The sequence below is a fragment of the Bacillota bacterium genome, from assembly GCA_012839765.1.
Classification (GTDB): domain Bacteria; phylum Bacillota; class Limnochordia; order DUMW01; family DUMW01; genus DUMW01.
Genome location: DUMW01000011.1, coordinates 1 through 14,602 on the forward strand (window position 1 = coordinate 1; position 14,602 = coordinate 14,602).

Below are 14,602 nucleotides of genomic sequence, written 5' to 3' on the forward strand. Positions count from 1 at the left end.
ACGGTGAGACTACTGCCAAAGGAGCTTGGCACGCCAGATGAAATATTGGAACGATATGGGATCGAACGGTCAACTTAGCACACGTTCTTTCTTTTTTTCCCTGGGCTTATGTCAAAACCCCAGGAATACCCCGGTGGCGGCAGGAAGTTGTCCCTGCGGTGGCGAAACACACAGGGATATTTTCCAGACAGGAGTGGACCAGAGATGGAAAAAACCAGGGGTGTAGTGCTGGGGACGGTGGGGGCTTTTGTGTTGCTGGCCCTGGTCCTTTATCTGGTACCCGCAGACGTGCTGGTTTTGGCCGGTTACCCACGGTTTGTCACCTTACTGTTCCTTTTTCCCTTTTACCTTGTGATCTTGGGGTGCTTTATCCCTGATTTCCGCGGGTACCTGGTCCGCCTCTTTTCCCAAGAACGGTATATTGTCCTTTACCTGCTTTTCATCGGTCTGTGGGGTAGTCTATGGTTGTTGCTTTGCGGGAAGTTTCGGTTCTATCACTTACCCTTCATAGTTGTTGCCTATGGGATTCCCCTGTATGTGAGCCGTAACTGGGGAAAAGGGCTGTCTTGGAAAGACATTTTGCTGGCCATCTATTTAGCGGTCATCGCCCAGTCCAGTGTCCTGGGAGGCGATGGCGGGCATTTCCTTTTGGGAGGTTATCCCTATCTCATCGCCATGTCCTTTGCCCATCTGGCGGCCCTTGCTACCACATTGCTCCTTTACTTGGTGATTAGACAAGTGGATCTGGGCTATCGCTTGGACCTGGACTGGCGCGAAGTGGTTTTATCCCTGGGACTAATTGTGGGCCTACTTGTCCTGCTAGTGCCGGTGGCCCTTGCCTGGGGGTTTCTTACCCCTTCGGCAACCGCGCTAAACTGGCGGCATTTCTTCGTGGCCACGGTCTTCTTCCTTTTCAGCAGTTCCCTCGGAGAAGAGATCTTGGCTCGGGGGATCCTGCAAAGGTATCTTTCTTCCCTGTGGCCGACGCGGCCTTGGTACGGCATTCTGATTACTTCCCTGGTCTTCGGCCTAGGACACGTCTATAGCCCCAAATTTGCGGTCTTGGCCTTCGTGGCCAGTCTGGCCTTCGGATGGATCTACTACCGTACTGGGAAACTGGCTAGCGCCGTTTTGGTCCATGGTGGGATGAACGTGATCTGGCAGCTTTTGTATCTTTGGGGCTGATACTATCAACCCAGTGGGGGGGTGCAGGTCGGTCTGCCAGATTGGGCAAGACCAGACCGTGGATAATGAAGATTTTATGTATTGTGAATCGCACCGCGGGAGCGGGAAAAACCGGTCGGATCTGGCCCAGCTACCATCGGCGCCTGCAGGAAATGGGTCTTGCTGTGGAATGTGTCTACACCGAAGGACCCGGGCATGCCCTGGAACTGGCGGCTAGGGGGAGTAGGGAATATGAGCATTTGGTGGCGGTGGGAGGTGACGGGACCGTCCATGAGGTGGTGAACGGCATGTTTGGTAGCGCCGCCATGCTAAGCGTCCTTCCCACCGGCAAGGGCAACGACCTGGCCCGGACCTTGGGGATCCCACGGGATATTACGGCGGTGGATCGACTGAAGCACGGAAGAACAAGGACCGTCGACGTGGTCCAGTTAGGGGAACGCTATTTCATCAACGGGGCAAGTGTTGGTTTCGATGCGGAGGTAGTCCATCAGGTTAATTTGAGCCGTCTACCTCTGCGGGGGAAGACCCTCTATGTAGGGATCGCTCTCAAAACCCTTTTCCAGTTTAAAGGCTGCGAGGTGACCTTGGAGCTGGAGGAGGAGACGGTGACGAAGCGGGGGCTTTTGGTGGTATTTGCCAACGGACAGTATTACGGTGGTGGCCTGCGGATTGCACCGCCGGCCGACGTCTCCGACGGACTGATGGACATCTGCTTTGTGGAGGAACTGAGCAAGCCCAGTCTTGTTTTCAACCTGGCCTTGATTAACACCGGCCGACATATGCACCACCCCCAGGTCCGCTTCTTTAGGGCCAAGCGCGCCTGTGTCCGCAGTGAGCGTCCTTTGCGGGTCCAGGCCGATGGTGAGGTGCTGGGGACTACCCCCTGTACCTTGGAGGTCAAACCGGGGAGCCTCACGGTCTTCGCATAAAGAAGGTGACCTAGTAACCGGCGGATAAATGTTCACATCCATTGACGGGTTGACCGGTGTAGTGATATAGTGTATTTGGGAGGAAATTTCGACTTTCCATCCCTCTTTTTCTAGGCATGCGTATGCTAAAGACTGCAAGGAGTGGGACTGTTTGTGTCCCGCGGGTTGCAAGATTGCTGTTGGGGAGGAACCAGCCGTGAGCAAACTAGAGGGTATTCATCTACAGAGACTCCAAGAACTGAACAACCCGCACGTTTTGGAGATCGTCAATTGGGCTATTGAGCTTTGCAAACCTGACAAGGTAACGGTGCTTACCGATAGTGAAGAGGATCAGGCCTATGTCCGGGAACTGGCGATTAAGAACGGTGAAGAGACGCCGTTGAAACTGCAAGGCCACACCGTGCACTTTGACGGATACTTCGACCAGGCCCGGGATAAGGACCGTACCAAGTATTTGGTTTCCGATGTAGAGGCCTCCGGCCTTGGGGAAGAGGCCCTGGATCGGGAGACGGGACTTAAGGAGATGTTTTCCCTGCTGGATGGGGCGATGCGGGGTAAAGAGATGCTGGTGTTGTTCTACTGTCTGGGCCCCACGAATTCGGCCTTTAGCATTCCCGCATTGCAGATTACCGATTCCGCCTATGTGGCCCACAGTGAGAACATCCTCTACCGGACCGGCTACGAAGAGTTCAAGCGCTTAAACGGCTCTAAGGACTTCTTCTACTTCATCCATTCCGCAGGCCGGTTGGAAAATGGCGTCAGCGCCGACATCGACAAGCGTCGGATCTACATTGACCTGGAAGAAAATCGGGTTTTCACCGTGAACAATCAGTATGCGGGGAACAGTGTTGGTTTGAAGAAGTTGGCCTTGCGGTTGGCTATCCAAAAGGCCTCCCGGGAAGGCTGGCTGGCGGAGCATATGTTTATCATGGGAGCTAAGGGTCCCAACGGCCGGGTGACTTACTTCACCGGTGCTTTCCCCAGTGCCTGTGGAAAGACCAGTACTGCCATGATCCCCGGTGGTGTGATTGTCGGCGATGACATTGCCTACCTGCGCAACGTAGATGGCCAGGTGCGCGCGGTGAACGTGGAGCGGGGAATGTTCGGGATTATCGAGGACGTAAGCGAGAAGAACGATCCGGTGATTTACGCGGCCTTGACCCGGCCGGGCGAAGTGATCTTCGGTAACGTGTTGGTGCACGACGGTACTCCCTATTGGACTGGCATGGGGGTAGAGATACCCGATTCGGGCTTCAACTACGCCGGCGAATGGTATCCTGGGAAGAAGGGCCCCGACGGTAAAGAGGTACCGCCCTCCCATAAGAACGCCCGGTATACCCTGCGCTTAGATGAACTATCCAATGCGGATCCGGCCATGGAAGATCCCGCAGGCGTGCCCGTAAGCGGCTTTATCTACGGCGGCCGGGATTCGGATACCAGCGTGCCCGTGTCCCAGTCCCTCAGCTTCGCGCATGGGGTTATGCTAGGTGCCTGCCTGGAGTCGGAGACCACCGCGGCCACCTTGGGACAACAGGGGGTCCGGAAACACAACCCCATGGCCAACTCTGACTTTCTGACCATCTCCTTGGGTCGGTACATCCAGAACTATCTGGACTTTGCCAAGGATCTTAAGGAGAAACCGGTGGTCTTTTCCACCAACTACTTCCTCCGGAAGGATGGTTCCGGGGCTTACCTGAACGACATCCTGGACAAGAAGGTCTGGATCATGTGGATGGAAGGCCGGGTCAACGGCGATTTCGATGCTATTAAGACCCCCATCGGCTACATTCCCAAGTACGAGGATCTCAAGAAGCTGTTCAAGGAGCACCTGGATAAGGACTACACCGAAGAGGAGTACATCGAGCAGTTCTCCATCCGGGTGGATAAGTACCTGGCCAAGTACGAGCGGATGGAAGCCATCTTCAGCAAACACGATGACCTACCGGAGGCGTTTATCCAGGAACTACAAAACCAGAAACAGCTCCTTTTGGAAGCCAAGGAGAAATATGGTTCTGTGATTACTCCTGCGGCCCTCAGTTAAGTCTTCTCGCCCCGGCCTGGGCCGGGGCTTAAATTTTCCCTTTGTTTAAGCACCGGCTTCCCCCTTCCGGAGCAGGACGAAGGGCGTTTGTTCATCGGCATTGCCGAAGGGATTACTCCGCAGAGCCGCCATGCATTGGGCCAGTTCCTGTTGGTCAAAGCCCTGGGACTGGCCCAGGATATTTACACAGCCTAGGTCGTTCACATCGGTGATCAGCACCCGCAGACCTGTGGCTTGGCGGATTTCCTCCGCTAACCGGTCCGGCTCTTCGGGACCGGCGATAATGTACCGTTCGAAGGGCGGGGCGGTACCCGAGACATCGTCAATGGACCGCACCTTCGGTCCGGTGACGTAGAAGAATAGTCCCCGCTTGCCGATGAGTTTGCCGATCCCGGCCACCAAAGCCCCCAAGAGGATCCGGAAAACACCCACCTGTCGAATGGCCACCTCCATCGCAGGGGGCGAGGTTAGATTGCCCCCTTTTCCGGGGAACCGAGACAAGAATCGAGCCAAAGGGCCGGGCCGGATCTCCTCGGGCAGGTACATGCGTCCCTGGGTGATGGCCACCACTGTCTCGGCAATGGCGATAATATCCCCGGGTTTGGCGATTCTTCCGGTGTACCTTACCACCACTTCCTTCAGGTCTTCCCCCGGCGTAAGCAAATGAGTGCGTAGCGGAATAGGATAAAGTGAGCTCACTGCCATCCCCTCCCGATTCAGTATATGGGCAGGTGCGGCAGGAAATTCCCAAAAAGGGAGTGGTGGCATGAATCCTAAGGGGACCAAAGGTGTGGTGACCAACTTCGCTGTTCGGGTGGATTTTGCACCGGTGGAACCGGTGGATCAGATCATGTTGGAGCTACTTACCGAAGGCCAGCCCAAGGTGCGAACCCCGAACAGTGGAAAGAAGGCTTTGGTGGTGTTGCACGATGTGATCCTGAACCCGCCGGCTATAAGTCTTGGGATCTACGACGGGCTGGTGAATACCGTAGAACTTTTTGAGAAGGTGGGTCAGGTATACATCAGTATCGATCAACTGGTGCCCGCCAAACCGGTCCTGCGCTGGCAGCCCGGCTTACCCCAACGGCTCTATGTGGAGCTATCGCGGCGCAGTGTTTGCCAAAGACTGGGGGGACGGCGCATCTGCATTGATCCGGGCCATGGTGGCGCCGACAGTGGGGCCGTCAGGAGGCAGCGGGAAGCGGACCTGGTTCTGCAAAGCGGTCTGATTCTGGCCCGCTGGTTGGAAAGGCACGGAGCAAAGGTGTCGATGACCCGCCGCGAGGATCGAACCTGTACCTGGGAAGAGCGGTTGGAGCTGATCAAGGAAGCGGAGATCTACCTGGGGCTACATGGGGAAAGTGTTCCCGGTACCGCCCAGCGGGGTACCTTGATCCTTTCTGGGCCGGACCGCCAAAGCCAAAGGTTGGCCCAAGCCTTGCACCGGGCGCTTTTTTTGAAGAATGACTACTTAGTGGATCTGGGCGTCAAACCCCATAGGGACTTACCCTTGCCTAAGGGTTGTGTGGGTGTCGTTTTGGAGTTGGAAAACGTCAGAAACCTGGTAGGGGAGGCATTGTTACGGGATATTGATGTGCAGGAAAGGGTTGTGCAAGGACTCCTCCATGGACTGGTTGAATACTTAAGCTAGGGCCAGGGGCCCTGTTTCTTCTGCAGAATAGATCTACTTTCTGTCCTTCTATACACAGGACTGTCGGTGGCGGTGTCGAATACTCTCCAGTGATACTCATCATGTTAGTTTTCTTCCCGAGAACATAGGAGGTGAACGGGCCACGGAGTTTCCTTGGCCCACTCAGCGTGAAATTAGCCCTATGCTGTAAAGGGGAACAAGTATTCGTGGCCCAAGTGCTTCCTGAAGGGGTGCGTGTGCTGAAGGAGGATCCAGGACCACTGGGGGTGGCCAGTCTTTTTCCCACCGGTGGCCCTGTCCGGGGGACAAGCCTCTTTAAGCCCGAAGAGGTGCAATTCTGTGCGCCGGTGCCCCGGCCACCGAAGATCATCTGTGTGGGGTTGAACTACCGGGATCACGCGGCGGAAACCAACCAGCCGCTTCCTAAGACACCGGTACTGTTCAACAAGTATGCCCGCGCGGTCATCGGCCCGCAAGAACCGATCGTCCTACCCCAGGTGAGCGAGCAAGTGGACTACGAGGCGGAGCTGGCGGTGGTGATTGGCCGGGAGGGGAAGCATATTCCTGAGGAATTGGCCATGGAGTACGTGGCGGGTTATACCATCCTTAATGATATCAGTGCCCGGGATCTGCAGATGGAAAGTGGCCAGTGGATGAAGGGGAAAACCTGTGATACCTTTGCCCCCATGGGGCCGTGGTTGGTGACCAAGGATGAGATTCCGGATCCCCATGGGCTCAAGATTGGGCTGCGCCTTAATGGGCAAGTGATGCAGGCAGGACATACCGGTGAGATGATTTTCAAAATCCCCCGGCTGATCAGCTACCTATCTCACCTATTTACCCTAGAGGTGGGGGATATTATTGCTACGGGGACCCCGGCCGGGGTAGGATTTACCCGTCAGCCCCCGGTCTTTCTGCGGGCCGGGGATGTGGTGGAGGTTGAAATCGAGGGTATCGGGGTTTTGACTAATCCCGTGAGGAAAGAAGCATAGTGTTTCTGTGCAAAGAAGTCTAGGAGGGATCCAGATGGACAAACTCAAGGTTGGGATCATTGGTGTAGGAGGTATTGCCCAGGGAGCGCACATTCCCGCTTGGCGGGCCCGGTCCGATGTTTCGGTGGTGGCCATCGCGGATATTAACGAACAGAAGCTGATGATGGTGAAGGAGAAATACCAGATACCCCATGCCTTCACCGACTACCGGGATCTTTTGGCCATGGAGGAGATTGATGCGGTGAGCGTCTGCACCCCCAATCTGACCCATGTCCCCATTTCCATCGATGCTCTGGAGGCGGGGAAACATGTGTTGTGTGAGAAGCCCGTGGCGGTAACCGGTAAGGAAGCAATGGCCGCGGTGCAGAAGGCCCAGGCGGTGGGACGGATCTTTATGGGGGCCTTTTGTCGGAGATTTGAAGCCGCGTCCCAATTGCTGCGTCAGCGCATCCAGCAAGGGGAGTTGGGCGAAGTCTACTACGCTAAGGCCGGGTACCTCCGCCGTTCTGGGATTCCGGGCCTGGGTGGCTGGTTTACGGACAAGTCCCGGTCCGGCGGTGGATGTATGTTGGATATCGGGGTGCATGTCTTAGATTTGACCTATTGGCTCATGGGTTCGCCCCAGCCGGTATCGGTGACTGGTCGGGTGTTCCAGAAGTTTGCCGATGTGGCGGTGGACGGTGGCTGGCCACCGGCGGAGACCAGGATCGGCGATGTCTTTACCGGTGTGAACGACGTAGATGATTGTGCCTTTGGCAGTATCAAGTTTGCCAACGGCGCGGTCTTGAACGTGGAGGCCAGCTGGGCGGCCCACGTGGAACCAGGCAGTTACCTGCAGCTTTTCGGTGAGAAGGGCGGTGTCCGCCAAGATAGCCGGGGGACCAGGCTCCTGACCACCGTGGAGGGTAAGCACGTGGATGAAGTGTTGGAAGTGAAGGATCAGAATTCCTACTTCCAGGAGGTCGCCCACTTCGTGGAGTGCATCAAAGAAGGCAAGGCTCCCTTGGTGAAGCCGGAGGAAATCGTCAATGTGAGTTATATCATCGAGGCCATCTACCGCTCGTCGGAGACCGGGCGGGAGGTATCGATTGCTGAATTGAAGCAAGGCTAACCCGGGGGCCTGTCCCCCGGTTGCGAAAATCTTCCCGGTAATGCCTAGGCTGACCTTTTCATCGATGGTTGTGTTGACTGACAGTTTTAGACAGAACTAGTACGAACTCTTACAGGGCGTGGGAGGAATTCCGTTTCATTTGCAGAAGTATCATAGTATTTCAGGAAGAAGGGAGGGAAGAAGGAATGAAGCGGTTCTTAATGGCAAGCATGCTCATTTGCGCATTGGTGCTCGGTCTTACCTTGGCGGTTTCTGCCCAGGCCCCGAAGAACCTCGCAAGCGTGTATGTTTACGACTTTGAAGACGTGAAGATCGGCGCAGGCTATGCGCGGCTGTTCGACGGCGGCTTGGCCGTGGCGGTCAACGTGGACGGGGTAAGCAAGAAGCCTATTCTTGTTAACCTCACTGGGATCTACTTCTTACCGGAATTCTTGGAGAACCTGAAGTTGTATGCCGGCGCGGGTGCCACCTATGATGTGGACGCCAAGGCGACAACTGGCCATGCTTTGGTAGGAGCTAGCTTTTCCTACTTGTTTGCGGAGTACCAGTATGGTTTCGGCGCCGATGCCGATGCCACCATCCGGGGTGGACTCCGGATACAATTCTAGTTGCCAGACAGGTTTCCTCTTTTTTGGTAAGGAGTCCAAAGAGAGGAAACCTCCCCTCAAATCTTCTGTGCCACAGTTTTCGCATCGACAAGCAAGGAAGATTTCCTTCATGCATATATTGCCGATGACTGGGAACTAAGGTTTTTTCTTGGGATGCGCCGGAGTCGGCGGATCCTTGTTTGGTTGTGGGGGTCTTTAGGGGTGCTTTTCAGTCTTTTCCCAGTCTTCCTATGCCTGAGCCCTTGTTTTGCTGCTCAGGTCAGGTATGATCTTAGAGGCAGAATTTACTAAGGACTGTTGAGGGAAGGAAATGAGTAATCCAAGTGTAGTTTCGGCCGAAGCCAGTATGCCGGCATCTAGTTTGCGCAGGAGCATTCTACGGTTAGCTTGGCCGGCCATCACCGAGCAAATGTTACACATGACCGTTGGCATGGCTGACACCATCATGGTGGGTCGATTAGGTCCCGCAGCTTTAGCGGCAGTGGGCTTGGCCAATCAGATTACGATGACGCTGGTGGGGGTTGTCTCCGCAGTTTCCACCGGAACTACTGCCCTGGTGGCCCGGCATATTGGGGCCCAGGAGCCCGATCGGGCCAATCACGTGGCCCGTCAGTCGTTAGTTATGGCTTTCCTTTTGGCCGTTGTAGTTAGTATCATCGCCTTTTCTGGTGCCGATTTTTTTATGGATGTGCTCTTCCATCGCACCGAAGAAGTGGTACGCCACGACGCGGCGGTTTACATTCGGGTGTTGGCCGTGGCTATGATTGCCAACTTTTTGTTGATTATCAGCAATGGAGTTTTGCGGGGAGCGGGGGATACTAAAACACCGATGTATATCACCGCGTGTGTGAATCTGCTGAATATCATCGGGAATGCCGTGCTGATCTTCGGTCTGGGCCCTTTTCCTAAGCTGGGCATTTTGGGCGCCGCGATTTCCACCGCCTTTGCCCAGACTGTAGGTGGGGTGATTGTCATTGTCATCCTGTTTTCCGGGAAGCGGGTGATCCGGATGTCCTGGCGGGATTCTTTCCGGCCGGAGCAGGCGACCATCAACCGGGTCTTGCGGATTGGGGTGCCCGCTGCCTTTGAACATGCGGTGATGCGTATCGGGCAAATCCTGTATACGATTATCGTTTCTTCCTTGGGGACGGTGGCCTATGCGGCCCACCAGGTGGCACTCAATGCGGAATCTTTGTCCTTCATGCCCGGGTTCGGCTTTGCCTTGGCCGCCACTACTTTGGTGGGGCAGGCCTTGGGGGCGGAGGATCAGGAGCTGGCAGAAAGAAGTAACAAAGAAGCGATGAAAATGGCCATGGCTGTGATGACGGTCCTTGGGGTGGTGCTTTTCGTTTGGGCTACGCCCCTGGTGCGGTTTTTCGTCAATGACGAGCAGACCATCATCATAGGAGCGGAAGTGCTTAGGATTGTGGCCTTTTGTCAACCAGCATTGGCGATGGTGATGGTCCTCAACGGTGGCCTCCGGGGAGCCGGAGATACGGTGGCGATCATGGTGATTGCGGGAATCGGCTTTTGTGTCGTCCGGACCGGCTTTGCTTACTTACTGGCCATCCAGATGAATATGGGCCTAGTGGGCGCATGGATCGCGATGGGTATCGACCTGATCTTGCGAGCGGGGATGTTGTGGGGACGGTTTAAGCAGGGACGGTGGAAGTACCTGCGGGTGTAAACAGGGAGGTAACCATGAGAAATGCGGACATTTTCCTCGCCACCTTTCACCAGATCGAGCGGCACTTGGCGAAACTGGTAAACGCCAAGAAGCACGAAAGTTTCGGACGGTTAGTGGGTCTGGCTTCGAGCAAGAGTGCGGTGGTGCGGGCCTACGCGGACGATCTCAGGGAGTATGCGGATCTGCGAAATGCCATCGTCCACCAGCGGACGGAGCCGGAACGGGTAATCGCAGAACCATACCCGGAGACCGTGGAGCAGATCCAAAGGATCCGCGATGCTTTGCTGCGGCCTTTGTGTGTCTATCCACTGTTCAAGACCGAAGTGGAGGTTTTGGATGTGGAGGACCAGATGGGCAAGGCCTTTGAGCTGATTGCCCGCAAAGACTACTCGAAATTTCCCGTCTACGAGGGGAAGGAACGGTACTGCGGGTTCATCACCGAAAAGGAGATCGCCCGTTGGCTGGCGGTGGCCCAAGGGGAGTTGCGGCAGACCGAAGAGCTGCGGCAGACGCCGGTGAAGGAAGTGTTGGCCTACGCGGACAGTGAGAATACGGTAGCCTTTATTCCGGGGGACACCAATGTTTATGAGGCCCGGGAGCTCTTCTCCGGTCGGGGGGGCAAGGCCCTACGGGCCCTTTTGATCAGTGAAAACGGCCTTTCCACAGAACCCCTACTGGGCATCATCACCCCCAAGAGCCTCTTGTCCGTTGACTTTTGATCCCACCATGGCACTTCTGCTGGGGTGCGCGTAGACGGCCAGGAAGGCATCCACCTGATTCCAAAAGATCTCAGGACCCATATCGTCCTCCCGGGTGTCATAGGTATTAGGGTAACCGATGCCTCCACCGCCAATGGTGATCAAATTTGCTTCTTCCATGGCACTGGTCAGGATCTGGACGTGACGGGGAGTGATGTTGAGGCCCGTGGCCTCGGTGAGGAGGGACGCGATGGTCTGTTGGGTTGCGGCCAGCACCGCCTTGCCCCGGACCTTGCGGGTATGAATCAGTTCAATGAAGGCTAACACCAAAGTCTCGGTGGTGGGATCTTTGACCGGGAGCATGTGTTTTCACCTCAGGTTTGTAGATACTTGCGAAATCTTCCTGCTACAGCGTGGGGTACGGTTGCCCTGATCAAGACTCCATGGTCCAGATACTCCTGCCTAGTTACATCCCCCAGTTGGTGCAGGCTATCCAAGACCTGCCCCTGATCGTAGGGAACGAGGAAGGAAAACTCACCACGGCTTTTCTCCAGGAGCTTCGCCAGTTCCTGATACAACAAGTGAACATTTTGCCCCGTCTTGGCGGAGATGCCGATCGCCCCTTGGGGTAAGGACAGCTCTTGTTCTTCTAACAGATCGATTTTATTGAAGACCACGATGGCGGGGCTCTGCTCAGCCCCCAGCATACGGATCACTTCCCAGCCCGTTTGCAGCTGTTCTTCCCGCATGGGGTGGCTGGCATCCACCAGGTGGATGATGAGATCTGCCTTGGTGATCTCCTCTAGGGTAGCCCGAAAGGCCGCCACCAGGGTATGGGGAAGCCGTTGGATGAAACCGACGGTGTCCACCATATTTAGCGGAATGTTCCCGGGGAGGGTGATCTGGCGCACTGTGGGATCTAAAGTAGCAAAGAGTTTGTCCTCCGCCAGGACCTCGCCGTTGACAAAGCGGCCGGCTAGGCGTTTCTTGGTGGGGGTATCGGCCTTGAGAAACTCCTCGACTCCGAAGGAGTCGATACCGGTAAGGAGGTTTAAAAGAGAGCTCTTTCCCGCATTGGTGTAGCCGGCGATGGCACAGGTGGGGACTTGCCGCCGCTGTCGGTTTTCCCGCTGCAGTTCCCGCTGCCGGGCGATCCGTGCGATTTCCTTTTCCAATATGCTGATTCGGCGCCGCAGCCGACGGCGGTCGCTTTCCAGCTTGGTTTCTCCGGGACCCCTGGTACCGATGCCTCCGGCCAACCGCGATAGCTCTTGACCCCGGCCCACCAACCGGGGGAGCAGGTACTTAAGCTGGGCCAGCTCCACCTGCAGTTTACCTTCCTTGGTGCGGGCCTTCTGTGCGAAGATGTCCAGGATTACCTGGGTGCGATCTAGGATCTTACAGTCCAACCGTCTTTCCAGGTTGCGGGCCTGGGTTTCGGTGAGCTCCAGGTCGAAGACCACCGTATCGATGTTCCGTTCTTCCACGAGGCTCTCCAGCTCTGCCAACAGTCCGGTACCGATGCAATAGGCGGGATCAAGGTATTGGCGGGTCTGGGTTACCGCACCGATGACTTGGCCACCGGCGGTATATACCAGTTCCTCCAACTCGTCCAAAGACGCTTTGAATATGTAGTTGGGATGGGACGGCAGCTGCACACCCACCAGGAGGACCCGTTCCTGCATGTTAACCACAGTTCACCTCGCGTTGTGATTTATGTTAATAGTATAGCCCATCGCCCAAAGAAGGTCTATAAGACTCCTTGGGCTTGCTGAAAAAAGGGCCTATTTCGGTTTGACAATTTGCCCCTTAATCGCTAGTATTTAATGCGTAGGCTCAGGAATCTGCTATAATGGACCTACCCTCAGCATTTACTTCCCGAGTGTTTGTTTTCCTTATCATTTACATGGAAAACGGATGTCAACTTAAGTAAAAAAGGAGACTAGGACTATGCTGAAGCTTGTTCTGCCCACCGGCTCTTTGGAGAAGCCGACGCTGGAGATGTTTGAGGATGCGCAGCTTTCGGTCCATTGCTATAACTCCCGGTGTTACGATGGGGAGATCGATGATCCCCGCATCAAGCGCGTCCGGTTCATGCGGCCCCAGGAGATTCCCTTGTATGTGGCTGAGGGTCTGTTCGATCTGGGGATTACCGGGTTGGATTGGATTATGGAGCGGGATTGCGAAGACCAGGTGGAGATCATCACCCACTTGCCCTACAGTAGGGCCACTGCCCATCCGGTACGGATCGTGGTCGCGGTGCACGAGAATTCGGGGATCGATCGGGTGGAAGACATTCCCCCCGGTAGCCGGGTGACCACCGAGTACGTGAACCTGGCCAAACGTTATTTTAAACAGAAGGGTATTGACGTGCAGGTGGAGTTTTCCTTTGGAACCACCGAGGCCAAGGTGCCGGAGATCGCGGATGTGGCCGTGGAGCTCACCGAACGGGGTACCACCCTCAAGGCCAATGGCCTGAAGATCATCGATGTGATTGCCCAATCAAAGACCACCTTGATCGCTAATCCCGAGAGTATGAAGGATCCCGAAAAGAAGTTGGCAATTCAAGAGATTACCACCCTGCTCCAGGGGGCCTTGATGGCCCGGGGGCGTGTCCTTCTTAAGATGAACGTGGCCAAAAGCAACTTGAAACGGGTTCTCTCCCTGCTTCCCTCCATGAAAGCACCGACCGTTTCCCAGCTCTATTCCGAGACCGATGACTATGTGGCGGTGGAGACCGTAGTAGACCGCGAGGGGATCAATCTATTGTTGCCCAAGCTGGTGGCGGCCGGAGCTGAGGATATCCTGGAGATTCCCATTACTAAGATCGTGGGTTAACTCTTTTCCTCCGGAAGGAAAGACCTTAGGATTACCGAATATATTAGCTGGTCCTCGCACATCAGAGGTGTGCAAGGACTTAACACTGTTCGGGTTTAAGGAGGTGACAAAGTCCTTAAGCTGCTGAAGGGCTAAGGATACGATTATGAGCCAGTTTGCCGAAGCACTACTCCTCACTGCTGTTGGAATCGGGGTTGTCATGGCCTGCATGGCCATATTTGTATGTTTACTGAACCTTACGGGTTACCTCTTAGGCAGAAGTGTGCGTCAAAGGGAGCCCGCAGTGATGACCACTGCTCCAACAGAAAAGGTAACGAACCAACCAGAAGTAGCCGCAATTGTTGCGGTTCTAAGTACAGTCGTAGATCCAGAAAAAATCAAAAGCATGAGAATCACCAAAGATAAGTAGACCCGGACCGGGTTAGATTGGGAAAGGGGAAGGTACTATGGTACGCAAGTTCAAAGTCAATGTTGATGGACAAATGTATACAGTAGAGGTCGAGGAGTTGACCGGTGGAGAAACCGCAAAAAAACAGGACACTGCTCCGGCACCCGCGGCTGCCAAACCGGCACCGGCCCCAGATAGTAGTTTGCGTTTTGTAAAGGCGCCGTTACGGGGGACCATTACCTCGGTGCGGGTAAAGGTCGGGGACAAGGTGGAGAAGGGACAGGTTGTCCTTACTTTGGAAGCCATGAAACTGGACAACGAACTGGTGGCACCGGTAGCAGGCACCGTGGCCCAGATCCTTGTAAATGTGGGGGACACCGTGGAGACCGGTCAAGAACTGGTTGGCCTGCAGGAGTAGATTAGGGAGTGAATCAGAGTGACACAGTTCGTTGATTTTTTGAAGAGCACAGGTTT

At 55.3% G+C, this 14,602-nt stretch carries 15 protein-coding genes; 12 read left to right on the forward strand and 3 right to left on the reverse strand.

The annotated features are described in order from the left end of the window. Positions 1 to 204 precede the first annotated feature (204 nt). The 3 genes from GXX57_01095 (at position 205) to GXX57_01105 (ending at position 4,155) form a co-directional block, all read left to right on the forward strand. The gene (locus tag GXX57_01095) at positions 205 to 1,185 is read left to right on the forward strand and encodes a CPBP family intramembrane metalloprotease (protein HHV43251.1); all 981 of its coding nucleotides are present in this window, start codon (positions 205 to 207) and stop codon (positions 1,183 to 1,185) included. Between the two features lie 65 nt (positions 1,186 to 1,250). Then, the gene (locus tag GXX57_01100; GenBank protein HHV43252.1) at positions 1,251 to 2,114 is read left to right on the forward strand and encodes a diacylglycerol kinase family lipid kinase; all 864 of its coding nucleotides are present in this window, start codon (positions 1,251 to 1,253) and stop codon (positions 2,112 to 2,114) included. A gap of 196 nt (positions 2,115 to 2,310) precedes the next feature. Then, positions 2,311 to 4,155 carry a phosphoenolpyruvate carboxykinase (GTP) gene (locus tag GXX57_01105; GenBank protein ID HHV43253.1) on the forward strand — a complete coding sequence of 615 codons (1,845 nt, stop codon included), beginning with the start codon at positions 2,311 to 2,313 and terminating at the stop codon, positions 4,153 to 4,155. 45 nt (positions 4,156 to 4,200) lie between these two features. Here the strand turns inward: GXX57_01105 and GXX57_01110 are convergent, their stop codons facing one another. Next, entirely contained in the window at positions 4,201 to 4,860 is a 660-nt protein-coding gene (locus GXX57_01110; GenBank protein ID HHV43254.1) for a F420-0:Gamma-glutamyl ligase, read from the reverse strand. Between the two features lie 61 nt (positions 4,861 to 4,921). Here GXX57_01110 and GXX57_01115 point away from each other — a divergent pair, with 61 nt between their 5' ends. The 6 genes from GXX57_01115 (at position 4,922) to GXX57_01140 (ending at position 10,923) form a co-directional block, all read left to right on the forward strand. Continuing rightward, entirely contained in the window at positions 4,922 to 5,806 is an 885-nt protein-coding gene (locus GXX57_01115; protein ID HHV43255.1) for an N-acetylmuramoyl-L-alanine amidase, read from the forward strand. Positions 5,807 to 5,973: 167 nt separating this feature from the next. Continuing rightward, positions 5,974 to 6,798 (forward strand): fumarylacetoacetate hydrolase family protein, encoded by an 825-nt coding sequence (locus GXX57_01120; protein ID HHV43256.1) that lies wholly within the window; start codon positions 5,974 to 5,976, stop codon positions 6,796 to 6,798. A gap of 34 nt (positions 6,799 to 6,832) precedes the next feature. Next, positions 6,833 to 7,909 carry a Gfo/Idh/MocA family oxidoreductase gene (locus GXX57_01125; protein ID HHV43257.1) on the forward strand — a complete coding sequence of 359 codons (1,077 nt, stop codon included), beginning with the start codon at positions 6,833 to 6,835 and terminating at the stop codon, positions 7,907 to 7,909. A gap of 185 nt (positions 7,910 to 8,094) precedes the next feature. Then, positions 8,095 to 8,517 carry a hypothetical protein gene (locus tag GXX57_01130; protein ID HHV43258.1) on the forward strand — a complete coding sequence of 141 codons (423 nt, stop codon included), beginning with the start codon at positions 8,095 to 8,097 and terminating at the stop codon, positions 8,515 to 8,517. A 310-nt stretch (positions 8,518 to 8,827) separates the two neighbouring features. After that, a complete protein-coding gene (locus GXX57_01135) occupies positions 8,828 to 10,204 on the forward strand; it encodes an MATE family efflux transporter (GenBank protein ID HHV43259.1) in 1,377 nt (458 codons plus the stop codon). Beyond that, positions 10,183 to 10,923 (forward strand): CBS domain-containing protein, encoded by a 741-nt coding sequence (locus GXX57_01140; protein HHV43260.1) that lies wholly within the window; start codon positions 10,183 to 10,185, stop codon positions 10,921 to 10,923. Before GXX57_01135 ends, GXX57_01140 begins: the two co-directional genes overlap by 22 nt. On the opposite strand, the gene GXX57_01145 is transcribed toward GXX57_01140, so the two are convergent. Continuing rightward, positions 10,876 to 11,265, reverse strand: a complete 390-nt coding sequence (locus GXX57_01145) for a hypothetical protein (protein HHV43261.1) — start codon at positions 11,263 to 11,265, stop codon at positions 10,876 to 10,878. The genes GXX57_01140 and GXX57_01145 overlap by 48 nt on opposite strands. An 11-nt stretch (positions 11,266 to 11,276) precedes the next feature. Next, a complete protein-coding gene (gene hflX / locus GXX57_01150) occupies positions 11,277 to 12,587 on the reverse strand; it encodes a GTPase HflX (protein ID HHV43262.1) in 1,311 nt (436 codons plus the stop codon). 265 nt (positions 12,588 to 12,852) lie between these two features. Between hflX and GXX57_01155 the strand changes: the two genes are divergently transcribed. The 3 genes from GXX57_01155 (at position 12,853) to GXX57_01165 (ending at position 14,546) form a co-directional block, all read left to right on the forward strand. Next, a complete protein-coding gene (locus GXX57_01155; protein ID HHV43263.1) occupies positions 12,853 to 13,740 on the forward strand; it encodes an ATP phosphoribosyltransferase in 888 nt (295 codons plus the stop codon). 145 nt (positions 13,741 to 13,885) lie between these two features. Beyond that, a complete protein-coding gene (locus GXX57_01160) occupies positions 13,886 to 14,149 on the forward strand; it encodes a hypothetical protein (protein HHV43264.1) in 264 nt (87 codons plus the stop codon). Positions 14,150 to 14,186: 37 nt separating this feature from the next. Further along, on the forward strand, positions 14,187 to 14,546 hold the full coding sequence (locus GXX57_01165) for a biotin/lipoyl-binding protein (protein HHV43265.1): 360 nt from the start codon (positions 14,187 to 14,189) through the stop codon (positions 14,544 to 14,546). The last annotated feature ends 56 nt before the right edge of the window (positions 14,547 to 14,602 follow it).